Genomic DNA, 21973 nt, shown 5'->3' with positions numbered 1-21973 from the left:
TTCCTCGGCTTCATTGATATCACGTCCATCCGTCTCTGGATCCGCCATTTGTCAACATGACCTAGGCGCTTGAGCGTGTAATAAAGCAGCGCGCGGCGAACTTTGATCTCGGCTTTACCGTCCTGCATGCCGTAGTCGAGCGCGATCACCTTGGCCTGTGTCTCGGACAGTTCCGGGTGGGGCCCCACCTCCAGCGTGACCTCCGAATGCCAATCGGCATCTTCGGCTGCAGTGGTTACAGCCTCGGCGGTCCCGCGCACTTCCAGCATCCGCGACAGCAGGAAGTCCTTGAAGCAATCGTCCGTCATACAGAAGGCTCGCGCATGCCAACGAAACCCATCGAAAGCGATGGCGTGGGGCGCAATCCAGCGCCAACGCGGCTCGGGATTGGACAAGGATTGGTAGTTGATCTCTATCGCCTCAGTCCGGCGAATGGCGCCAACAACCGCGCGCAAGTTTTCAGGATGAACGCCGCGCACAGGAGTTGGCGTCGAGGCAAAGGCCGGCAGGTAATTGGTCCAGCAATCATCGCGGTCGAGGAGCCCATCCTCGAGAGAGCGCAGCTGGGCCAGGTAGCGGCCAGCGTCCAGCTTCCCGAACACAGACTTGAAGCCAGGGCCGCGCACATAGGTGCGCGCGCTCTTGTCGTAGGTCATGTTGTCGGGGGCAAAGCTGATGTAGCGGTTCAGGTCGGATGAAGCCTGGTTCACCGACAGCCCGAACTGCTCCATGACATCGCTTCGGTTCACATGCCCCTCCCAGAACAGGCGAAACTCGATGAACTCGAGCCGCTGCTCGACGCCCCAGCGAAGTTCCGACCTGTCGATTTCCAAAGCCTTGCCCTTGGGTTTGTTGTGTGTGCGCTAACTGTGCGCACACAATTTCTGTGCCCTTTGCACGCTATCTGATCGGCAGAGCGCGGGCAACTAAATTTGTAAGCGAGGACAGTTGTTTGCGTGGATAGGTGTAATTTGTAGTGGGCGAATAAATGCTAACTTGCCGGGCTCGGGCTATCGTCGGAATGTTAATCCAATCGTGGCGTCAACATTCTGAACTTATTGCCATTCTGAATGTTTTCCATTTTTTTTAAAAAATATACAAGCCATCCGGATGTTATTTCAACGGGTACTGTTTGTTGATTTGACTGAAAATCACCGCATAGATTTGTGTTCATAAGGAAATCTGAACTTAAAACGGATCGTATTGTCCGAATTCGTGGCATCGAATGTTCGTCAAAAAACGCCGAATTTCATGTGTTGCGTAATGGAACATGGTGTTCTGCATGATTAACTATGTCTTGCGCGATGTCCTTCCAATTGTGGGTTTGTTTCGCGACTGCCAAATCGACTTGCCAGATATCTACTCTAAGGTTGGTCGCGGTGTAGCGCCATGTTGTTGGGGCCAATTTCTGTTTGATCGCAGGATAGAAAAGTATGACGCGGCTTGCATTGTAGGCCGCCCCATAGGACGCGAGTTGGTATAGGTCGGCTTGGCTCACATTTGGCGTAGAGCCTGAATGTTCTCCGAGATCCTTCCATTTCGTATCAATGACCAACGGGCCATCAGAGGTGTCAATTACGATGTCCGGGATCAGAGGGTAGGCGCCATGCTGCAACAGGGTGTGCTGTCGGCGCTGAACTGACACCGATCCTGGCTGAAGAACCCGTTGCAGCCAGCGGGCAACATACCGTTCAAACAGCAGGTTCATCGGAAAGAGCAACGAAATGCCCGTGCTGTGTCCGGAACTCGTGTTTTGCCACTCTGCTTCCAGAAGCATACGCGCAAGCATATGCGCCTGACGAAAGCGCTCATTCATCCGGTTCCAAACGATCCGCTCCCTCAGCGGGGCGGGGCTGGCGGGGATGTCGGTGAAGCGCCCTATCAGGTTAGCGATCCGGCGACGCAGAGGCTCGGAGCGCACAAAGGGGATGATGCGCAACAGGCTGGCCTTGAACAGCCGGTTGAGCGGTGTGTTCTCGGAAAACTCGTCAAACCGGCAATGCAGGCGGGAAGGATCAACCGAACGGCGAACGATCTGCTGCCGCACATCTAGCGCTCCCCGCAGCTTAGGCAAAACATCCTCCTCGGGCACATAGTCGCGCGTCAGACCGGATTTCGCTTGCTCCGCGAGCCGTGTGACAAACAGGTTGATAAAGGCTTCGAGAAGGTCGCTCTCCTGTGCCGCCATCTGCGCGATCTGCCCTTCTGAAAGCGGGATGTCGAAGGCGACCGCAATCATCCGCACAAGGGTCGCTCGCAAGGCACCGTCCTCGTCGGTGAGCTTGGGCAGGATTTCCAAACTTATCCCTGGAACGGAAATAATGCCGCAAACCTGCTTGGTTTCCAGCTTCCGAAAGCCTCGCGCCAGTACGCCGTTCTCCCCCACGCCAAGCCTGCGTGCAGCCGTGATTGCGGCAAGATGCAGTTGCTCGGCTTGTCCTTCGCTGATTCCGTCGGGTCCAATGGGCAGAGAGGACCATTCCGGCAGAGAGTAATGGCTTTTCTGCTTGGGCATTATTCCTGTCCCAGAAGAGCCATGTAAGCTGCTTCAGGGTATGCGCCTTCTTCCCGAAAAACATCGGAATAGCGATACCGATCCTCAGCGAATCCCTCAGCCCCCTTGGGAACCGGAATAGGGGTTCGATTCAGGAAGCCGTCGCCGCCACCCAGAACAATACGAACCCGTTCAATGTCGTCATGGAAATACTCACGCAGCAGCGGGATGACCTTGAACGCCATGACGCGATCGAGGTCGGCTTTCGTCTTGACGCCCATAAACCAGGCGTGGCCGATCTGGGCGTCCTCTCCCAGGAAATAGACGAGGCGCAAATTGAGGTTATCCAGAATGGCTGCGAGATCGAGCGCACTATCGTCGAGTTCGATGCCTGCGAGTTCTGAGGGATCAGGCGGCAGTTCCTCAAACACGAAACGCCGACGCAGTGCTGTGTCCAGCAGCGAGATGGATCTGTCGGCCGTGTTCATCGTGCCAAGGATGTACAGATTGGCCGGAAGGGAGAATGCGGTCTTGGAATAAGGAAGTGTGACGGTGATCGCCGCAGGCGCTCCCCGTCTCTTGTCCGCCTCCAGAAGCGTGATGAGTTCGCCCAGAACCTTCGAGATGTTGGCGCGATTGATCTCGTCAATGATGAGGACATGCTTACCGGCCTGCTTCGAAGCCCGCTCTGCCATTACTTTCAGCACGCCTGCTTCCGGTTCGAGCGTGAAGCCTGCCCCCGATGCCATTGGCTTGGGGCGCAGCCCCTCGACGAAATCTTCGTAGGTATAGGTTTGGTGGAAGGTGACGAAGCCGATGCGCCCGTCCTTGACCAGTTGCTCATAGGACGCGCGCACTGCACCCGGATCGGACGCCACCTGGCCTAGACATATCTCGACGGCGCGTTGTGCGGTGCTGAACGTCTTGCCCGTACCCGGAGGGCCATAGAAGATCGTATTCAGTTCAAAACCGGATGGAGCTGGGACGACGGCTTCTTCATCCAGTTTATCTGTCGAGTGCGCCTTCTTCTCTTTCGGCTTCTGCCAGACGGGCCTGAAGTCACCTTCGTAGAAATCGACGTGTGAACCATGCTTGGCTTCAAGGCTCTTGCGCAAAGTCAGAAGTGCGTCATCGAGCTCGGCTATGCTCATGGTGCCGGCATCGGCTGCGGTTGTTGCCCCGAAGCCAGCCAGAATATCCCGTTTATGCTGGCCGGCGCTGATGCGCTCGAAGCTGTCAGGAAAAAGCAGGAAGGGCAGGATATGGCGCAACTGGCGATTTTCGCCATTCACCTGTATCTCGAACCAACTGGCAAATGCGCCGCCGTCCCCAAGCAGGCGTCGACGTTCATCAACAGGCCTGGATTTGAGATCCTGCATGGCGGTAATCAACAGAACGAGCTCGCGCCATTTATTGTTGTTATATCCCTGTCCAGCCCGGCCCACACCGTAAAGAACCTGTTCGGTCAGGGCCGCCACATCTTGCGGCAAATCCTGGCCTGACCAGGACCAAACCTCGCGGACTTTCCGATCCTTGGTCGGGGGAGAGACATCGCGGCGCTGGAAGGCATAAAGTAGCCAGATCAGCTCGGCCATCAGGCAGTGCGCTTCAGCGGTTGCGTCAGACAGTTGGACTCTGAGCTTTTCGAAGAACTTGCCTTCGCCCTCATCGAGGTTCTGCACGTAGGTACGCTGCAACTCCGCAAAGTGTTCGGCGGTCCAGAGTGAGCGTCCAGGTGACAGCAGGGAACCATCGCCGATCAGGCAATCAGTGCGAAGACGATCCATGGTCTCGTAAAGGGGAGAAAGATCAGCATCTGGGTTATAACGGGCCACGAAAATTCCTCGGAAATACTTAGATAACCATTGCGGCATGCAGTAGTCGTCTTCCGACTGGCGCGAGTCGGTCCAGCTTGCATAAGAAACCAGCAAAGCTCTTTTTGTCCAGTATACAGAGGCATTTGGGGGAAAGCCTTCCCCCTGGTCGGCACTGGCGTTGCCGACGCACCCCCTTCAGCGGGGAGACCCCGCAACGCCCCCTTCAGAGTGAGAGTGCGGACGGGTTTTCCGTGACGGGTTGAGGGCTGGGAGAGAGGCTTCCGGCGCCCGTCGCGGAGATTATCCCGATGGCCAGACATGATCGCAGCCCCGCTGACGGTGGCGCGCGCAGCAACCTTTACGACGACATCACCAACAAGATCATCGCCGAGCTGGAGCAAGGTCGGCTCCCGTGGGTCCAGCCCTGGGGCGCATCGCCGGATACCGCCCCGCTGGGCCTGCCGAGAAATGCTTCAACCGGCCGGTCCTATTCTGGTATCAATATTCTCATTCTCTGGGGTGCTGTCATCCAGCACGGTTTCCCCGGTCAGGCGTGGCTGACTTTCCGACAGGCGCTTTCGCTGGGCGGCAATGTCAGGAAGGGCGAGCGCGGCACCACCGTCGTTTATGCCGACCGTTTTACCCCCGAGGACGAAAAACGCCGTGCCCGCGAGACGGATGAGGATGCGTATGCCATTCCGTTCCTGAAGCGGTTCACCGTATTCAATGCCGCGCAATGCGAGGGCCTGCCCGATGACATCACGGCAGTCGCTCCGCCACCACCGCCGGGCCTGATCGAACCTCGGGTCGAGGCGCTGATCCGGGCCACCGGCATCGATTTCCGTATCGGTGGTAATCGCGCCTTCTATATGCCGTCGCTCGATTATGTGCAGGTGCCGCCTCCGCAAGCCTATTTCGAGCCGATCAACTGGCACCGGACGGCCCTGCACGAGCTGGGCCACGCCAGCGGCCATCACAGCCGCCTCAACCGCGATTTGACCGGCTCGTTCGGCTCGAAGAAATACGCCTTCGAGGAATTGATTGCGGAACAGACCGCGGCTTTCAGCTGCGCCGCGCTCGGGATCGTGCCGACGGTGCGCCATGCCGATTACATCGGATCGTGGCTGGAATGCCTTCGTGAGGATTCCCGCGCCATTGTCCGTGCGGCCTCACAGGCCAGCAAGGCGGCAGACTGGCTGCTCTCGCATCTGCCGGCCGAGGAGACCGGGGAGCCGGATGCGAGCGTAACCGACCGGAGGGCTGCGGCATGATCCTCCTGACCGGCACACAGCGCGACCGGCTGCTGGCGAATGGGTGCCAGCGCGATCAGGATCACATCCCGGTCGTGAAGTTCTTCAACCCCCTCGGCGCGGGCGTCTGGCTCGCCACTGAACTGGATGAAGCCGGCGACATCATGTTCGGCCTGGCCGATCTCGGTTCTCCTGAACTGGGGTCTTGGAGCCTTGTCGAGATGCAGTCAGTGCGGCTGCCCTTTGGCATGGGCATTGAGCGCGATCTGCTGTTCACCGGGGATTTCCCGATCTCGGTCTGGGCCGAGGCCGCCCGCGAAACCGGCAGCATCCGCGCCGCTGAGCGTCTGCTCTACCGCGTCGGTGCGGGCTTTTCCCGTACATCTGCCGATACAGAAAACCGGAGTGCCTGATTTCCGGGTTTCAGGTTCTGCGGCTGGCGTCGCTCTCTTCAGAGGAAGAGGGCGGCGCTTCGCTTCGTGACGGGCTGATAGCCGGAGAGAGAGGCTCACCGGCGTCCGTCATGGAGTCACTGACATGGCCACTGCCGTTCAGAAGATCACGCTGTCGTCCTCGCGCGACATTCCCTTCAACAAGCTGGTGCTCAGCCAGTCCAACGTCCGGCGCGTCAAGGCCGGGATCTCGGTCGAGGAACTGGCCGAGTCCATCGCCCGTCGCGGCCTGATCCAGTCCCTGCATGTCCGCCCGGTCGTGGATGCCGAGGGGAAGGAAACCGGCATGTTCGAGGTGCCCGCCGGCGGTCGCCGTTTCCGCGCGCTGGAACTGCTGGTCAAGCAGAAGCGCCTCGCCAAAATTGCGCCGGTTCCGTGTGTGGTGTCGGAGGCCAGCGCCGATGTGCTGATCGACGAGGTTTCGCTCGCCGAGAACATCGAGCGTGCTCCGCTGCATCCGCTGGATCAGTTCCGCGCTTTCCATGCCATGCGCGAAAAGGGCATGACCGAGGAAGCCATCGCCGCCGCGTTCTTCGTGGATGCCAAGGTGGTGAAGCAGCGCCTGCGTCTGGTTTCGGTCTCACCGGCATTGCTCGACATCTATGCCGAGGACGGCATGACGCTGGAACAGCTCATGGCCTTCACCGTCAGTTCTGACCATGCGCGTCAGGAGCAAGTCTGGGAAGCGATCAAGGATGGCTGGCAGAAGGAACCCTACCACATCCGGCGCTTGCTGACCGAAACCACGGTCCGCGCCGCCGACAAGCGGGCAGTGTTTGTCGGAATTGCCGCCTATGAGGAGGCTGGCGGCTGCGTGCTGCGCGATCTCTTTCAGCAGGACGATGGTGGCTGGCTGCAAGATCCGGTGCTGCTCGACCGGCTGGTGGGCGAAAAACTGAAGGCCGAGGCCGAAGCCATCGCCGCAGAGGGCTGGAAGTGGATCGAGGTCGCCATCACCTTTCCCTACGGTCACGATCATGGCCTTCGTCAGGTTGTCGGCACTACGGTCGATCTGAGCGAAGAGGAACGCGCCACCCGCGAGGCATTGCGTGACGAATATGACCGGCTCGAAGCAGAATATGGCGAGGCTGACGAACTGCCTGACGAGATCGACGCCCGCCTCGGTGAGATCGAACAGGCGCTGGAAACCTTCGAGCGCCGCCCGATGACCTTCGAGCCGGAACAGATCGGCATGGCGGGTGTCTTCATCAGCATCGACGCCGATGGCTCCTTGCTGGTCGAGCGCGGCTATGTCCGTCCCGAGGACGAAACGCCTGCGGAACCGGAGGCTGAGATCATTGACCCGAAAACCGGCGAGGTGATCCAGCGGGCTGAACCGGAGGTGAGCCGCATGCATGCGGTTATCACGCTGGGCGGCCAGCCGGTCGAAACGGAGGAGGAAGACGAGGCCGACACCATCAAGCCGCTGCCCGATCGTCTGGTCAGCGAACTGACCGCGCATCGCACGCTGGCGCTGCGGGATGCGGTGGCGGTGAACCCGCATGTCGCCATGACGGCACTGCTCCACCGACTGGTCATGGATCGCTTCATGCCGCATTCCAGCAAAGGATGCCTCGAAGCGCAGGTCCGAAAAGTGGATCTGCCCGCACAGGCCGAAGATCTGCGCGATAGCGCCTCAGCCAAGGCCATTGCAGACCGGCACCAACGCTGGGGCGATCATGTCCCGGCAGACGATGCCGCTCTCTGGGATTGGCTGACCGATCTGGACGATGGTTCGCGCATGGATCTGCTCGCCCATTGCGTCAGCTACGGTATCAACGCACTCTATGAAAAGCCCAACCCCCATAGCGGCACGGGCGTCAGTCAGCACGGGCTGGACATCCGCTTGTCGAAGGCTGACCGGCTGGCCCGTTCGACCGGCCTCGACATGGTGGCAGTGGGCTGGCGGCCTACAGTTGGCAATTATCTAGGCCGCGTGACCAAGCCGCGTATCCTTGAAGCTGTGCGCGAAGGGGCCGGAGACCGGGCCGCCGATCTGATCGGGCACCTCAAGAAGGGCGACATGGCCAAGGAAGCCGAACGCCTGCTGGCCGAGACTGGCTGGCTGCCTGAGCCGCTACGCATGGTGGACGATGGTATCGAAGTCGATCCGACATCGGGCGCTGCGGCGGAAGTCGACGATCTGCCCGATTTCCTCTCCAGCGATGGCGAGGACGACCCGGCTGACGACGAGGAAGAACAGCATATGGTCGCCGCAGAATAGCACTCATGCGGGGCGGCTTCGGTCGCCCCGTTTACTACCCTCCGTTTCCGCAACTCGCCCGGTCCTCGTGATCGGGCTTTTTCTTTGGAGAGCCGCCATGGCTGCCAGCATCAGCATTGACGAAATCCTTGCTCAGGATCGGGAAAACCGTCCGATGGAGCGCACACTGCCCTGGGAGGAAAGCCGCGACGGCATCACCGTCGTCGTGGAACCCAAACCTCATTGGGCCGAAGACATGCGCGTGTTCCGGCTCGATGCCCGTGAATATTGCCGCTACGCCGAATGGACTGCCCATGGTGGCCGTGCGCGCTTCTATGGTCATATCGACACATCGGGCGACGATCTGATGATGAAAGCACGCGCGATGATCGCCCGCGAAATCGCCGATGGGCTTTGGAGCTGAAGACCCGATCGCAGCGTGTCGGGCCGTGACGATGCGAGGCCTGCACCGGACGGGTCCAATCCGGCTTCACCATGCAATCCGCCATCCCCATCAGGACAAGCGGCGTGGGTGCCATCTCTGGCCTGAAGGGAACAGGATCCTGATGCCAGCATGGTCGCAAGGCTGGCGCGGCGGAGCATCTGCGACGGGTATCCGGCATCCTGTCAGACGCGAAAAACCACCCCCGCTTCCATTCGCAAACCTTGGTCCGATCCGTCTCTTTGACATTCAACCCCGAAGGGGTCGGCTTACGCGCGCGTGCCGCCCTCGGGGATTCGGAAAAAGTCCGAACGCCCTCGGGTGATTGCAGATCCGGTCAGACACTTCGGGCGCCTGTCGCGCGGGGGATGGTCCCCCGCCTCCCAAGACAGGAGCCGGAACCCATGTCCTATGCAGATGCCACTGCCTTCGCCGCCAGCCTCGCCACCACGCTGATGGTCTCAATCGTCGTGTTCCAGGCCGGAGACGGCACCCACGCCGCTTGCCCCGCCGCCGAGTTCGACGGCGACGAGGATATGGTGAAGCTGGAGCTGGACCCGTGGGAATAAGGCGCGAAAGCGCCTCATCCCCGACGGCCCGAGCGCGAAACTCGCGATCGGGCCTTCAGCCTTGCGATGCTTGCCCATCGCCGGCAGCGGAACCGGGAACAAGCCCGGTCAGAGAGGAAGAGTGCGGGCCGTTCGGCCGTGACGGGTTGAGGGCTGGAGAGAGAGGCTTTCCGGCACCCGTCATGGAGTGATCCCGATGACCTTTGCCCGTTCCGAAACCTTCCGTTCCATCGGCCAGATTCTGGCTGCCGATGTTCTGCCCGCGCTTTATCGATCGCAAAAGCTGCCGCTGCGCATCTCGTGCCTTGGTGTGGCCAGCTATGACGCCAGTGGCGCGGCGAACAGCTTTGACCGGGTGATCCCGCTTGGCGAATGCCCATCACCGGAAGAGGCTATCCAGGCCGCAGCCTTGCGCGTGGTGCGTGGTGATATTTGCACGGGGCCGAACAGCTTCCCGTATTTTCAGCCGCGCATCATGCTCATTCAGGACCAAGATCAGCGCCTGGTCCTCGCCGGTGAAATTCGCGCCGGCATTATCCTCTGGCAACAGCCCGTCGCATGCGATGCCGAGGCACGCAGGATCGTGACCGAGGCCAGCGGCCTGCGCGGTATGGCATTCCGGACCACGGACCCCGGCGATGCGAGACGGCTGCGTTATCGCGCCGCTGCGCTGGAGGCCCGGCTGGTCGATCCCTTCTGGCGCGATGCCGCGGCTGATCTGCTCCGACTGCCACAGGCCGCCTGAGCTTCACCCATTCCATCCCATTCGGCTCGGCCTTATGCCGAGCCATGTCATGTCCGGAGACCGTCATGGCCGACTATTTCACGCACTTTTCCTGCCTGCTTGACGTGGGCACCCCCGAAAACGCTGCCCGCGCGCTTGATCTCTACAAAGCTCTGGCGGATGACAATGCCGCCGAAGACCCACCCGAAAACGGCTTTCAGCTTTCCATCCAGCCGGAGCATGGCGGCTCCGAGCTCTGGATGCACGATGATGGCAATGGCGATCCCGAGCATGTCATCAAATTCGTGCTTCGTTGCGCCAAGGAGTTCCGTCTGACCGGCCTATGGGGGATGCAGTACGCCAATAGCTGCTCACGCCCCAGGATCGACGGGTTCGGCGGCGGGGCGCACGTCCTCGATCTCTCCACCGGCGAGACGGTGGACTGGATCAATACCGATGGCTGGCTTTCCACCGTACTGGAGGGAGGCAATCCCTATGAGTGAGGTCATCGAGATCACCGTCTATCGCCTCGACGAGCTTTCCGATGCGGCCAAGGACAAGGCGCGCGCTTGGTATCGCGAGGCTGGCTTCGACTACGACTGGTATGATGCCGTCTATGAGGATTTTCAGCACATCGCGGAAATCCTCGGGCTCGACCTGAAGACCCGGCCCGTCCGGTTGATGGGCGGCGGCACGCGGCAGGAACCCTGCATCTGGTTCCGGGGCTTTTCCTCGCAGGGGGACGGTGCCTGCTTTGAATCCTGGTATTCCTACCGCAAACATGCAACGCGTCTGATCCGGGAATATGCCCCGCAGGACACCGAACTGCACAGCATCGCCGACGCCCTTCAGGCGATCCAGCGCCGCAACTTCTATCAGCTTCGCGCCGAGGCCAGCCATCGCGGCCATTATTATCACGAATACTGCATGGCGATCTCGGTCGAGCGCGACAGCCCGACCTGGCAGGACATGACCGCCGATGCCGAGGAGACGATCATCGAGGCGGTGCGCGATCTGGCTCGCTGGCTTTACCGCCAGCTTGAACGCGAATATGACTATCTGTCCTCGGACGAGGCGGTCGATGAAACCATCGCTGCCAATGAATACACCTTCACTTAAGCCGGTCGCCGCTTCGGATGAGTCTGAGATGGCACTGACAAGCGCCCCGCCGTCCGGTCGGGGCGCTTCTTGTGTGGAAATCGACCAGGGACGGTGCGGCAATGCTCAAGTCGCGGGCAATCGTTTTTCGAAGAAACGATCGGGGTATGGATCGTCGTTGAAGCGCGGGATCTCCTTCCATCCCGATTTCTCATAGAGGCCGACGGCTTCAGTCAGGGCGCTGTTCGTATCGAGGCGCAGTGTTTCGATGCCAAGTTCGCAAGCAATTCGTTCCAATGTGGACATCATCGTTCTGGACACGCCCAACCCCCTTGCGACTGGCGAAACCCAGAGTCTTTTGATTTCTGCATACCCCTTGTCAGTTCCCTTCAGGCCGCCACATCCGATGGTCAATCCGTCTGACACTGCAATTACAAATGCTCCCCTTGGCTTGACCATATCCTTCGCATCGGGGTCTTTTGACAGAGCAACATCAAAGCCGCGCTCCAAGCGTTCAGACAGTTCGGCATAGTAGGCGAGCATACTGGATTGCGCACGCGCATCTGTTGGATCGACTTCGAAGCAGTCAATGCGCTCGCGTGCTAAAGCCGATGCAATGACATCCATGGCTTTTAGCAACCCGACCGGGTTCTGATGCCGCCGCAGCATTATCGCCGCCTGCTCATCGGCCAGACTTTCGTAAGCCGCATATTCCTGTTTGCCACTCGGTGTTAGTCTGACATGGCGGCGTCTGCTGTCGGACGTGTCCTTGTCCACTTCTATCAACTGTTCCGCTTCCAAGCTGCGAAGCATGCGGCTCATCAATCCAGAATCCAGCCCGAGATAGCTACGGATCTCGCTCACGTCGGATTTTCCGCCGCCAATTGCGTTCAGAACACGGGCAACACCGAGTGGTCGTCCACGCCCCAGGAAAGATTCATCCAATGCGCCGACTTCGGTTGTGACTGCGCGCTGAAATCGCCGGATTCGGGCAATCGCGTCTTGCATGTGAGTCCTCCAGAAAAACATCTGATGTTAGTCAGATATTTTTCGTGGAATCGCAATATGGCCAGCAACATATCGGGCGCTTGTACAGTTGAATAATGGTCATGTCAGAGAGTGAGAGGTGGGCCTGAAAGGGTCAGGTCCGGGTGGTCGAGAGAGAGAGCTGTCCGGGCTTGTCCTTCTTGCTCTCCTGAGGTTCCCGACATGAACACGGTATTCCCCGTGGCCGATCCGGTCACGCCGCTGGCGGCTGCGCCCGCGATCCTGGCTGCGGCCAGTCTTCTGCTCCCCCATCTCGAACGCGGTGAGCGTGTCGATGCCGTGATATTGCGCGGTGCTATGGAAACAGCCTTCGGCGCGTCCGACGCTACCGGCGTCTGGGATTGGAAGCTGGCCTATGAGGCCTGCGAGGTCGCCACCGTTCTCTTCCTGCGCAAATACGGAAAGGCGCTTTTCCGTAAAGCAGCTTCTCCGGCTGCACGGATTTCCTTGCTGGCAAAGATCGCCGGACTATTGCCGACACAGACCCGGCGTTCCGAGGAAAGCCAGAATTTCCAGCAGTTTTCGACTCCGATCCCGCTCGGCCTTGCCGCTCTGACGGCTTCCGCGATCACGCCTGATGACAGGGTGCTGGAACCATCGGCGGGCACCGGGCTTCTGGCGATCCTGGCGCAGACCATCGGCGGCTCGCTGATCCTCAATGAACTCGCCGACACCCGCGCCGATCTGCTGGCCCAACTCTTTCCGGCCTTTGCCGTCACCCGGTTCGACGCCGCCCAGATCGATGATCATCTCGCACCAGATGCCGTCCCGTCCGTGGTGCTGATGAACCCGCCATTCTCGGTCATGGCCAATGTCAGCGGGCGTGTCGCTGATGCGGCATACCGTCATGTTGCCTCGGCGCTGGCCCGCCTTGCTCCAGGCGGTCGGCTGGTGACGATCACCGGCGCAGGCTTTGGCCCCGAAGCTTCGGCATGGCGAGACGCCTTCATCCGCTTGCAGGCCCGTGGCCGTGTAGTGTTCACCGCCGCCGTAGATGGCGCGGTCTATACAAAGCACGGCACCACAATCGACACGCGGCTGACCGTAGTCGACAAGCTGCCCGCCGAAGATCCAGCGAGTTTTCCGGCCTCACCGGGGATCGCGCCTGATGTTGCGACGCTGATGGGATGGATCGAGGCTCATGTCCCGCAGCGTTCGCCGGTATCATTGCCGAAGATCGCGGTGCCCGCTTCAACCGCCGCGCCGAAAACCGTGCGGGGCTATCTGGCCCGCTCGGCAGCACCGCGGCCTGCCGCTGCTCCCGCCAATGATCCCGAGGGCGTTGAACTCGCCTATGAGACCGTGGACTGGACGCCACCGGAAGGCGCTCGCCTGTCCGACGCGATCTATGAGGAATATGCGCTGCAATCGCTGCGCATTGCTGGCGCGCAGTCGCATCCGACCAAGCTGGTGCAATCCGCCGCCATGGCTTCGGTCGCACCGCCGAAGCCCTCCTACCGGCCCATGCTGCCCGCTGACATCTGCGCGCGTCTGTCGGACGCTCAGCTTGAAACGGTGATCTATGCAGGGGAAGCCCATGCCGATCATCTCGCCGGCGCCTGGACCGTGGATGAGCATTTTGACAATGTGAGCGCCGCGCCCGAGGATGCTGCCGGATCGATCCGCTTTCGCCGGGGCTTCATGCTCGGTGATGGGACCGGCGCTGGCAAGGGCCGCCAGTCCGCCGCCATCATTCTCGACAACTGGCTGCGCGGTCGGCGCAAGGCGATCTGGATCTCCAAATCCGACAAGCTGATCGAGGACGCGCAGCGCGACTGGTCGGCGCTCGGCATGGAACGATTGCTGGTCACGCCGCTGTCACGCTTCCCTCAAGGCGCAAAGATCACGTTGAGCGAAGGCGTCCTATTTACAACCTATGCCACGCTACGCTCCGACGACCGGGGCGAGAAGGTTTCGCGCGTCAAGCAGATCGTCGAATGGTTGGGGTCCGATTTCGATGGAGCCATCATCTTCGACGAGAGCCATTCCATGCAGAACGCCGGTGGCGGCAAAGGCGAACGCGGTGATGTCGCCGCCTCGCAGCAGGGACGTGCGGGCCTGCGGCTCCAGCACGCGCTGCCCGATGCCCGTGTCGTCTATGTCTCGGCGACCGGCGCCACTACCGTCCACAATCTCGCTTATGCGCAGCGCCTCGGCCTCTGGGGAGGCGAGGACTTCCCGTTCCAGACCCGCGCCGAATTCGTCGAGGCGATCGAAGCCGGTGGCGTTGCGGCCATGGAGGTCCTGGCCCGCGACCTGCGATCCCTCGGCCTCTACACCGCCCGCTCACTCTCCTATGATGGCGTCGAATATGAACTGATCGAGCATGAGCTCACGGACGAACAGCGGCACATCTACGACTCATATGCCGCCGCCTTCGCCGTGATTCACGGGAACCTGGACGCGGCCATGGAAGCCGCCAATATCACCGGCAGCGAGGGCACGCTGAACCGGCAGGCGAAATCCGCCGCCCGTTCGGCCTTTGAAAGCACCAAGCAGCGCTTCTTCGGGCATCTGCTGACCTCCATGAAAACCCCGACGCTGATCCGGTCCATCGATGCCGATCTGGAAGCGGGCCATGCGGCCGTCATCCAGATTGTCTCGACCGGCGAAGCCCTGATGGAACGGCGGCTGTCCGAGATCCCGACCGAGGAATGGAACGATATTTCCGTCGATGTCACGCCGAGGGAGTATGTCGGCTCGTATTTGCAGCATTCCTTTCCGGTGCAGCTCTATGAACCCTTCACCGATGGCGAGGGGAACCTGTCGTCGCGACCCGTCTTCCGCGACGGTCAGCCGATGGAATGCCGCGAAGCCGTAGCGCGGCGCGACGAGATGCTGGAGCAACTGGGTTCGCTTCCGCCTGTCCCCGGTGCGCTCGACCAGATCGTCCAGCGCTTTGGCACGGATATGGTGGCGGAGGTCACAGGCCGCTCGCGCCGGATCGTGCGCAAGGGCGACGGTGCGTCCGCACGCCTTGCGGTCGAGAACCGCGCGCCTTCAGCAAACCTTGCCGAGACGTCGGCCTTCATGGATGACAAGAAGCGCATTCTGGTCTTCTCCGATGCCGGTGGCACCGGGCGCAGCTATCACGCCGAACTCTCGGCCAAAAACCAGCGTCTGCGCGTGCATTACCTGCTGGAACCGGGCTGGAAGGCCGATGCCGCGATACAGGGGCTGGGCCGCACCAACCGGACCAATCAGGCGCAGCCGCCGCTGTTCCGACCCATCGCCACCGATGTCAAAGCCGAGAAGCGCTTCCTCTCGACCATCGCCCGCCGCCTCGACACGCTGGGCGCGATCACACGCGGCCAGCGCCAGACCGGCGGCCAGGGGCTGTTCCGTCCCGAGGATAATCTGGAATCCGCCTATACTCGCGATGCGTTGCGCCAGCTCTATCTGCTGATCGTGCGCGGCAAGGTCGAGGGATGCTCGCTCGAACGGTTTGAATCCGCCACTGGCCTGAAGCTGATGGACAGCAACGGTGTGAAGGATGAACTGCCGCCGATCACCACCTTCCTCAACCGCCTGCTCGCGCTGACCATCGAGTTGCAGGGCATCCTGTTCTCCGCCTTCGAGCAGCTTCTGCAGGCCCGGATCGACGGGGCGATGGCATCCGGCACCTATGACATAGGGCTGGAAACGCTGAAGGCCGAAAGCTTCATCGTCACAGACCGACAGGTTATCCACACCCATCCGGGCACAGGGGCGGAAACGCGGCTCCTGACGCTCACCGAGCGCAAACGCAATCAGCCGGTGACGCTCGATGCCGCCCTGGCGGAACTGGATGATCCCCGCGCTAGATTGCTCATCAACGAGCGATCTGGTCGTGCCGCCGTGCAGATCCCGACCACCAGCGTCATGCTGGATGATGGCGAGATCGAACGGCGCGTGCGGCTGATCCGGCCTATGGAGGCGATGAACATTCCGGTGCGGGCGATGGGCGAGACCCATTGGATCGAGGCCGACCATGCCGCCTTCACCGTGGCCTGGAAGGCGGAACTGGCCGAGGTGCCGGAGTTCACCGACAGCATCCTGCATATGGTGACGGGGTTGCTTTTGCCGATCTGGAAACGCCTGCCGCAGGACTCCTCCCGCGTCTATCGCCTCCAGACCGACGAGGGCGAACGCATCATCGGTCGCCGGGTATCGCCGGCATGGGCTGCCAATGCCTCGACCAGTGGCGTCACCAGCAACCTGACACCGGATGCCGCCTATGCAGCGCTGATCGAAGGTCGCACGATCCTTGATCTTGCGGAGGGGCTGCAACTGCGCCGCGTCCGGGTCATGGGCGCCAACCGGATCGAACTGACCGGCTTTACTGACGCGATGCGTGACCGGCTGCGGGCCTATGGACTCTTCAGCGAGATCATCTCGTGGAAGTTGCGCTTCTTCGTGCCGGTCGGCGCGATGGGACCGGAGATCACAGGCAAACTGCTTGACCGCTTCCCGGTTGAACGCATCGGTGAGCGGGAGGCCGCATAATGGCGCGTCTCAACGCTTCCGAACTGGCGCAGCGTCTCGGCCGACAGGCCGAGGCGGTGTGCCGTCACTATCTGTCGAATGGGCGCAAACAGGGTAACTACTGGCAGGTTGGCGATGTCCGAAACACCGCTGGCCGCTCGATGTTCGTCCGGCTGCACGACAGCGTGAAAGGCATTGCCGGTAAATGGCAGGACTCGGCCACGGGGGAATATGGCGATCTGCTGGACGTGATCCGGGACTCGCTCGGTCTGATCGACTTCGCAGACGTTGCCGAAGAAGCCCGGCGTTTCCTCAGCCTGCCGCATCCTGAACCGCAGCCGCCGTCCCGTCAGTCTCGAACGCCGGCACCATCGGGATCATCCGAGGCGGCACGCCGCCTCTGGCGCATGACGCAGCCGCTGATTGGCAGTACCGCAGAAGCGTATTTACGCGGACGCGGCATTACGGATTTACTCCAGACCGCAAATTTGCGCTTTCACCCCAACTGCTACTGGCGGCCTGAGGACGATGGCCCGACGCAAACATGGCCCGCGATGATCGCCGCCGTCACCGACCTCGATGGCAGGATCACCGGCGCACACCGCACTTGGCTGGCCCCGGACGGTTCCGGCAAGGCACTTGTCGATCCACCGAGGAAGGCAATGGGCGACCTGCTCGGACATGCGGTTCGTTTCGGTGATGCGCAGGATGTCATGGCAGCAGGGGAAGGTATCGAAACCATCCTGTCGCTGCGTCAGGCTCTGCCCATCATGCCGATGGTTTCCGCACTCTCGGCCGGACACCTCGCGGCCATCCTGTTCCCGCCGCACCTGCGAAGGCTCTATATCGTCCGCGACAACGATCCGGCAGGTGACAGCGCCCGTGATAGTTTGGTGGACCGGGCGGTTGATGCCGGGATCGAGGCCATCACGCTCTCGCCCATGATGGGGGACTTCAACGAAGATCTCGCAACTCACGGGCTGGATGCCGTTCGGGCAGAGATCCGGGTGCAAATCGCTCCCGAGGACGTCAGCCGCTTCATGGCTCCAACAGCATAGCCGGTACGGGGCCGTGATCGGGCCGTTCCGATCCTGTCATGCGCATAGGCTGCATCCTGTCATCAGCAGAGGACCGCGCCTTGGCCTTCCGAGAGGGCGATCGGCCCACAAACGCTCCGGTCAGGCAATGGCGGCGCCCGACTGATTTCCGTCGGCGGGCAAGCCCGCCTTTACAGCGCGAGACAAATCAGCCGGGCTTTGCCATCAAGGCCCTCGCCAGAGGCTCGCGCTGCCAGACCGGAGCGCCCGTGGGCTTGTCTCGCCATGAAGGCCGCGACGGTCGCGGTCCAACTGACGGAAGCATCCCATGTACGCGCACGACGATTTCGAACCCGATCACAGCACGTCCCCGACCGGCCACGCCATCGAAGAACTTGAACTCTACGGCTACCGTCCCTCCGAAGACGAGGCCGATCCCCGGATCACACCCGAAGATCACGTCATCCAGGGCGCAGTCTCCGACATCTTCGACGCCCTGATTTCCACCATGGCCGACACCAGCCTCGATTTCGACCTCGACGAGATCCTCTGGTCCACAGTCAACACCTTCCACCGCGCTGTCGAGCGGATCGAGACCAAACTCGACGATAACGAGCAGGCACAGAAGCGCCTTCAGCGCGAACAGGACGGCAGCGAGGTCAAATCCGTCCAGCTCGAAACCCTGATCGGCGCGGGCCAAAGCCTGATCGAGCGACGCGACAGCATGGAAACCTTCCGCGATACCGCCGCCGACATCTATCTGCGCACCACCGGAACGCCCTGGTCGCAACGCTCAGGCTCACGGGTCAACCATCGCCAGATGACTTCGGCCATGATCGACAGCCGCGACTTCATCGCCGCAAAACGCCGGGCCGACAACGAGGTGCTGCTGCCCGCCGGACCGAAGATCGCCTTCTCGGGCGGAGACACCACCGATCATCGGACGATCTGGTCCAAGCTCGATCAGGTCCACGCCAAGCACCCGGACATGGTGCTCATGCACGGCGGATCGCCCAAGGGTGCGGAACGCATTGCGGCCACCTGGGCCAATAACCGCAAGGTCGCACAGGTCGCCTTCAAACCCGACTGGACAAAACATGCCAAGGCAGCACCGTTCAAGCGCAACGACCAGATGCTCTCCACGATGCCGATCGGGGTCATCATCTTCCCCGGCACGGGCATTCAGGACAATCTGGCCGACAAGGCCCGCAAGATGGGCATTCCGGTCTATCGCTTCGGGACCGGCAGCGCGTGAGCGCTGCCTTTCCACGTCATCATGAGCATGACGATAGCGCCCGCCGATCATTACGTGTCGCCTGGACAGGCATATTCATGCTATATGTCGCGCTGCGCCATGGTGGTGGTGGAAGGCGCAACCGTCCAACCTTTTGCACGGAGACGCCACCATGATCGTTCTCGGAATCCTCGTTTCCATCGCAGCCATCGGCACCATGTGCTGGCTGCTGTTCAATCTCGCCGTATTCGCTCTGCCGTTCTTTATCGGTCTGAACGCAGGCACTTGGGCCTATGGCACCGGGGCTGGCTGGTTTGGCGGCATCTTCGTCGGTCTTCTCGCCGCCGGTCTGACACTGGCCGTCGGTCAGGGCCTGCTCATGCTGATCCGCCCGATCTGGGCGCGTTTGCTCATCGCTCTGGCCTTCGTCGCTCCGGCTGGGATGGCCGGATTCTATGCCACGCTTGGTATCGTCAAGCACATGATGCCGTCTGAGACATGGCAGCTCATCTTCTCGGTGATCGGGGGCGATTGCGGTGGGCGTGACGGCTTTTCTGCGCGTTGCGGGCATGGCAGCAGCTGACCGTCCTAATGAAGGTGTCGCACGCGTGTAAAAATGCCTTGGGTGGTTACTTGAGGCCATATTCGGCATTCAACTCTGCTTGCAAATGCGCCCATTCTGAACGATACAACACTAAAAGGTATGTTGTAATGAATCAGAATGAAGCCCTTCGTGGGTTTGCAGCGATTGCACAGGAAACGCGCCTAAGGATCATCCGTGCGCTGGTAACGGCCGGGGCGGATGGCCTTGCGTCGGGTGCTATTGCTGACAGTCTGGATGGTTCGCCTCAGCGGACTTCCTTCCATCTGAAGGAGTTGGAGAATGCCGGACTGATCCAAAGTCGCCGCGAAGGCAAGTCAATCATCTACAGCGCAAAGTTTTCGGCGTTGTCATCATTGGTCGCATTCCTCATGCACGACTGTTGCAACGGGCACTGCAAGCACTGTGATGACGCCATTGCGCTGTTCGCAAAATGTGAAGGACGGCCGACAGGCTCGGCCCACTGATCTTACTACCATCAAAATGCCTGTGGCCGACTTACGACCACAGCAAGGAAAGAACATGCGCGAAATTCTAGAACGGAAACAGGTGTCGATCTACTTCGCCACGGTTGCCCTTGCCGCGATCACTGGGGTTTCCGTGTCAGGCACGGGCGAACTGGAAAGCGCGATCAATCCTGCATTGGCCTTCATGTTGTTCGTCACCTTCCTGCAGGTGCCGTTGCCGGAGATTGGCCGAGGATTCCGAGAAATTCGCTTTCTAGGTGCTCTTCTGGTTAGCAACTTCATTGCCGTCCCGATCCTTGCCGTCCTGCTGTCGCAACTTGCCATAGACGATGCTCTGCTGCGTCTTGGCATCCTTATGGTGCTGCTGACGCCCTGCATTGACTACGTGATCACATTTGCCCATCTGGGGCGGGCGGATGCGCGATTATTGCTGTCATCGACTCCTATCCTGCTGCTGGTGCAGATGGCCCTGCTGCCGGTTTACCTTGGCCTGTTCCTTGGCGACGAAGCCGCCAACCTTGTGCGTGTCGGCCCGTTCGTCCATGCGTTCGTCTGGCTGATCGCTCTGCCGCTGATCTGCGCTGGCGCTGTCCAGCTTTGGGCGGCTCGTCACACAACAGGGCAGCGTGTCAGCGATGTGCTGGGGCTGCTGCCGGTTCCCGCGACTGCTATAGTCCTGTTCCTCGTCGTTGCTGCCACCGTTCCGGTTCTGGGGGCAGCCAGCCGTCACGCGCTGTCCGCTCTGCCCATCTACATCGCCTTCGCCTTCATTGCTCCATTCATCGGATGGGCAATCGCACGGGTCTTTGGCCTTCGGCCTGATGCGGGGCGGGCAGTGTCCTTCTCGACCGCAACCCGAAACTCCCTTGTTGTGTTGCCGCTGGCCCTTGCTGTTCCGGGCGCGATCCCTGTGCTTCCGGCTGTGATCGTGACGCAGACGTTGGTCGAGCTGGTGGCCGAATTGATATACATCCGCATTCTCCCTCAGCTTGGAAGGACGCAGGGGGTGTAGGTTTCAGCGGGCTGAACGGCAGCTCTGTCACAGACCAGTCATCGTCTCCCTCAAAGCCCAACTATATTCTTACCTGTACAGGCCTTGCCGCGACCGCCCAAGCGGACAGCGACTTTGTACGCACCTAAACGACAGTTACCGTTGATGGTGACCAGCAGCGAATACGGAGCATCTTTTAGCTCCGTCACGAATATGGCGGTAGATAGAGAGCAAGCATCGGATCAGCTTGAGGCACAGACGCGGCCCATAGGAGCGCAGAACTGTCAGCACCAGCATTTGTGGACTGACCAGAACCCGATTGGGGCAATGCCGGTAAAACAGGTCGAGCAGAGAGATGCGCATGGCCTGAGACGCAGGGCGACAAGCAAGGCCGGTGTTACCCGTCTGGTCATCATGATGGGCTTCAAAGTTGCCACCGTCTCCGTTCACACCCCGTGTCTCAACCGCTCCAAACGGCCTCTTCAATGGCCTGATCTGGCCGAAGAGCAGCGCGATGCGCTTCGACCGCTTTAGCGCAACAGCGTCGTCACAACTTTCTTCCCCTGACGGCAGAGCCGCCATTCCGCGCGGAACAAGAAAGTTTCTCCTGTGCTGTCCAGCCCCTTTGGGGTGCGCCAGCGTTCGTCTCCGGCCGGTCGATCGCCATAGAGGCCGCAATGGTGCGGGCTCGGAAACGGAAAACGGAGACTTAAAATGGCAACCATCGGCACCTTCAAGAAGACCGGCTCGAACGAATTCACCGGCGAAATTGTCACCCTCAGCGTCCAGGCCAAGGGCGTGCGCATCGTCCCCGACCTGCGCGCCACCGGCGAGAACGCCCCCAGCCACCGGGTCCTGGTTGGCCGCGCCGAAATCGGCGCCGCCTGGTCCAAGCGCTCCAACGAGGGCCGCGACTATCTGGGTCTCAAGCTGGATGATCCGAGCTTCAACGCCCCGATCTACGCCAACCTCTTCGATGAGGAAGAAGGCGACACCTTCTCCCTCATCTGGTCCCGCCCCAACGGTCGCCGCGGCGACTGAGGCGCGGCACAAAGGCCCCGACCGCAAGGTCGGGGCCTTTCT

19 protein-coding genes are annotated in these 21973 nt (G+C 60.9%); 15 read left to right on the top strand and 4 right to left on the bottom strand.

The window, feature by feature from the left end; translation table 11 throughout:
* The 3 genes from ACFSCT_RS03690 to ACFSCT_RS03680 all read right to left on the bottom strand — a co-directional run.
* A partial coding sequence (locus ACFSCT_RS03690; protein ID WP_379140176.1) for a WYL domain-containing protein occupies window positions 1–833 on the bottom strand: 833 nt, incomplete at its 3' end.
* Window positions 834–1249: 416 nt separating this feature from the next.
* Window positions 1250–2515, bottom strand: coding sequence for an McrC family protein (locus ACFSCT_RS03685; RefSeq protein WP_379140175.1), 1266 nt, complete (start codon window positions 2513–2515; stop codon window positions 1250–1252).
* On the bottom strand, window positions 2515–4425 hold the full coding sequence (locus tag ACFSCT_RS03680; RefSeq protein WP_379140173.1) for an McrB family protein: 1911 nt from the start codon (window positions 4423–4425) through the stop codon (window positions 2515–2517). Before ACFSCT_RS03680 ends, ACFSCT_RS03685 begins: the two co-directional genes overlap by 1 nt.
* 194 nt (window positions 4426–4619) lie before the next feature.
* Between ACFSCT_RS03680 and ACFSCT_RS03675 the strand changes: the two genes are divergently transcribed.
* The 8 genes from ACFSCT_RS03675 to ACFSCT_RS03640 all read left to right on the top strand — a co-directional run bounded on the left by ACFSCT_RS03675 (window position 4620) and on the right by ACFSCT_RS03640 (window position 11070).
* Complete coding sequence (locus tag ACFSCT_RS03675; protein WP_379140172.1) at window positions 4620–5582, top strand: ArdC family protein; 963 nt, start codon at window positions 4620–4622, stop codon at window positions 5580–5582.
* Window positions 5579–5974: a DUF2958 domain-containing protein gene (locus ACFSCT_RS03670; RefSeq protein WP_379140171.1), complete on the top strand. Its 396-nt coding sequence runs from the start codon at window positions 5579–5581 to the stop codon at window positions 5972–5974. Before ACFSCT_RS03675 ends, ACFSCT_RS03670 begins: the two co-directional genes overlap by 4 nt.
* Window positions 5975–6098: 124 nt before the next feature.
* Window positions 6099–8237: a Spo0J and enkurin domain-containing protein gene (locus ACFSCT_RS03665; protein ID WP_379140170.1), complete on the top strand. Its 2139-nt coding sequence runs from the start codon at window positions 6099–6101 to the stop codon at window positions 8235–8237.
* A 97-nt stretch (window positions 8238–8334) separates the two neighbouring features.
* Window positions 8335–8640, top strand: a complete 306-nt coding sequence (locus ACFSCT_RS03660; protein WP_379140168.1) for a hypothetical protein — start codon at window positions 8335–8337, stop codon at window positions 8638–8640.
* Window positions 8641–9062: 422 nt separating this feature from the next.
* On the top strand, window positions 9063–9227 hold the full coding sequence (locus tag ACFSCT_RS03655; protein WP_013368625.1) for a hypothetical protein: 165 nt from the start codon (window positions 9063–9065) through the stop codon (window positions 9225–9227).
* A 196-nt stretch (window positions 9228–9423) separates the two neighbouring features.
* Entirely contained in the window at window positions 9424–9972 is a 549-nt protein-coding gene (locus ACFSCT_RS03650) for a hypothetical protein (protein WP_379140165.1), read from the top strand.
* Between the two features lie 65 nt (window positions 9973–10037).
* Complete coding sequence (locus tag ACFSCT_RS03645) at window positions 10038–10454, top strand: hypothetical protein (RefSeq protein ID WP_379140164.1); 417 nt, start codon at window positions 10038–10040, stop codon at window positions 10452–10454.
* The gene (locus ACFSCT_RS03640; RefSeq protein WP_379140163.1) at window positions 10447–11070 is read left to right on the top strand and encodes an antitoxin of toxin-antitoxin stability system; all 624 of its coding nucleotides are present in this window, start codon (window positions 10447–10449) and stop codon (window positions 11068–11070) included. Before ACFSCT_RS03645 ends, ACFSCT_RS03640 begins: the two co-directional genes overlap by 8 nt.
* Before the next feature lie 105 nt (window positions 11071–11175).
* On the opposite strand, the gene ACFSCT_RS03635 is transcribed toward ACFSCT_RS03640, so the two are convergent.
* On the bottom strand, window positions 11176–12057 hold the full coding sequence (locus tag ACFSCT_RS03635; protein ID WP_379140161.1) for a bifunctional helix-turn-helix transcriptional regulator/GNAT family N-acetyltransferase: 882 nt from the start codon (window positions 12055–12057) through the stop codon (window positions 11176–11178).
* 201 nt (window positions 12058–12258) lie between these two features.
* Between ACFSCT_RS03635 and ACFSCT_RS03630 the strand changes: the two genes are divergently transcribed.
* From ACFSCT_RS03630 to ACFSCT_RS03600, 7 genes are all read left to right on the top strand, one after another.
* On the top strand, window positions 12259–16581 hold the full coding sequence (locus ACFSCT_RS03630) for a strawberry notch-like NTP hydrolase domain-containing protein (protein ID WP_379140177.1): 4323 nt from the start codon (window positions 12259–12261) through the stop codon (window positions 16579–16581).
* Entirely contained in the window at window positions 16581–17618 is a 1038-nt protein-coding gene (locus tag ACFSCT_RS03625; protein WP_379140159.1) for a toprim domain-containing protein, read from the top strand. Before ACFSCT_RS03630 ends, ACFSCT_RS03625 begins: the two co-directional genes overlap by 1 nt.
* Before the next feature lie 307 nt (window positions 17619–17925).
* Window positions 17926–18852 carry a DUF2493 domain-containing protein gene (locus ACFSCT_RS03620; protein ID WP_379140158.1) on the top strand — a complete coding sequence of 309 codons (927 nt, stop codon included), beginning with the start codon at window positions 17926–17928 and terminating at the stop codon, window positions 18850–18852.
* A 151-nt stretch (window positions 18853–19003) separates the two neighbouring features.
* Window positions 19004–19414: a hypothetical protein gene (locus ACFSCT_RS03615; RefSeq protein WP_465263170.1), complete on the top strand. Its 411-nt coding sequence runs from the start codon at window positions 19004–19006 to the stop codon at window positions 19412–19414.
* Window positions 19415–19542: 128 nt separating this feature from the next.
* Window positions 19543–19899, top strand: a complete 357-nt coding sequence (locus ACFSCT_RS03610; RefSeq protein ID WP_379140157.1) for an ArsR/SmtB family transcription factor — start codon at window positions 19543–19545, stop codon at window positions 19897–19899.
* A gap of 55 nt (window positions 19900–19954) precedes the next feature.
* On the top strand, window positions 19955–20911 hold the full coding sequence (locus ACFSCT_RS03605) for an arsenic resistance protein (protein ID WP_379140155.1): 957 nt from the start codon (window positions 19955–19957) through the stop codon (window positions 20909–20911).
* Between the two features lie 693 nt (window positions 20912–21604).
* On the top strand, window positions 21605–21931 hold the full coding sequence (locus ACFSCT_RS03600) for a DUF736 domain-containing protein (RefSeq protein WP_379140154.1): 327 nt from the start codon (window positions 21605–21607) through the stop codon (window positions 21929–21931).
* Window positions 21932–21973 lie beyond the last annotated feature (42 nt).

The sequence above is a fragment of the Paracoccus pacificus genome (genome assembly GCF_042680785.1).
GTDB lineage: Bacteria > Pseudomonadota > Alphaproteobacteria > Rhodobacterales > Rhodobacteraceae > Paracoccus > Paracoccus pacificus.
Note: the sequence above shows the minus strand (reverse complement) of the source record. Positions and strands in the feature narration are given on the sequence as shown.

Coding starts and splice junctions, on each gene's coding strand:
- ACFSCT_RS03675 (WP_379140172.1), top strand. CDS start 4,620: ATGGCCAGACATGATCGCAGCCCCGCTGACGGTGGCGCGCGCAGCAAC.
- ACFSCT_RS03660 (WP_379140168.1), top strand. CDS start 8,335: ATGGCTGCCAGCATCAGCATTGACGAAATCCTTGCTCAGGATCGGGAA.
- ACFSCT_RS03640 (WP_379140163.1), top strand. CDS start 10,447: ATGAGTGAGGTCATCGAGATCACCGTCTATCGCCTCGACGAGCTTTCC.
- ACFSCT_RS03655 (WP_013368625.1), top strand. CDS start 9,063: ATGTCCTATGCAGATGCCACTGCCTTCGCCGCCAGCCTCGCCACCACG.
- ACFSCT_RS03610 (WP_379140157.1), top strand. CDS start 19,543: ATGAATCAGAATGAAGCCCTTCGTGGGTTTGCAGCGATTGCACAGGAA.
- ACFSCT_RS03620 (WP_379140158.1), top strand. CDS start 17,926: ATGTACGCGCACGACGATTTCGAACCCGATCACAGCACGTCCCCGACC.
- ACFSCT_RS03600 (WP_379140154.1), top strand. CDS start 21,605: ATGGCAACCATCGGCACCTTCAAGAAGACCGGCTCGAACGAATTCACC.
- ACFSCT_RS03650 (WP_379140165.1), top strand. CDS start 9,424: ATGACCTTTGCCCGTTCCGAAACCTTCCGTTCCATCGGCCAGATTCTG.
- ACFSCT_RS03615 (WP_465263170.1), top strand. CDS start 19,004: ATGATCGTTCTCGGAATCCTCGTTTCCATCGCAGCCATCGGCACCATG.
- ACFSCT_RS03685 (WP_379140175.1), bottom strand. CDS start 2,515: ATGCCCAAGCAGAAAAGCCATTACTCTCTGCCGGAATGGTCCTCTCTG.
- ACFSCT_RS03670 (WP_379140171.1), top strand. CDS start 5,579: ATGATCCTCCTGACCGGCACACAGCGCGACCGGCTGCTGGCGAATGGG.
- ACFSCT_RS03605 (WP_379140155.1), top strand. CDS start 19,955: ATGCGCGAAATTCTAGAACGGAAACAGGTGTCGATCTACTTCGCCACG.
- ACFSCT_RS03630 (WP_379140177.1), top strand. CDS start 12,259: ATGAACACGGTATTCCCCGTGGCCGATCCGGTCACGCCGCTGGCGGCT.
- ACFSCT_RS03635 (WP_379140161.1), bottom strand. CDS start 12,057: ATGCAAGACGCGATTGCCCGAATCCGGCGATTTCAGCGCGCAGTCACA.
- ACFSCT_RS03625 (WP_379140159.1), top strand. CDS start 16,581: ATGGCGCGTCTCAACGCTTCCGAACTGGCGCAGCGTCTCGGCCGACAG.
- ACFSCT_RS03665 (WP_379140170.1), top strand. CDS start 6,099: ATGGCCACTGCCGTTCAGAAGATCACGCTGTCGTCCTCGCGCGACATT.
- ACFSCT_RS03645 (WP_379140164.1), top strand. CDS start 10,038: ATGGCCGACTATTTCACGCACTTTTCCTGCCTGCTTGACGTGGGCACC.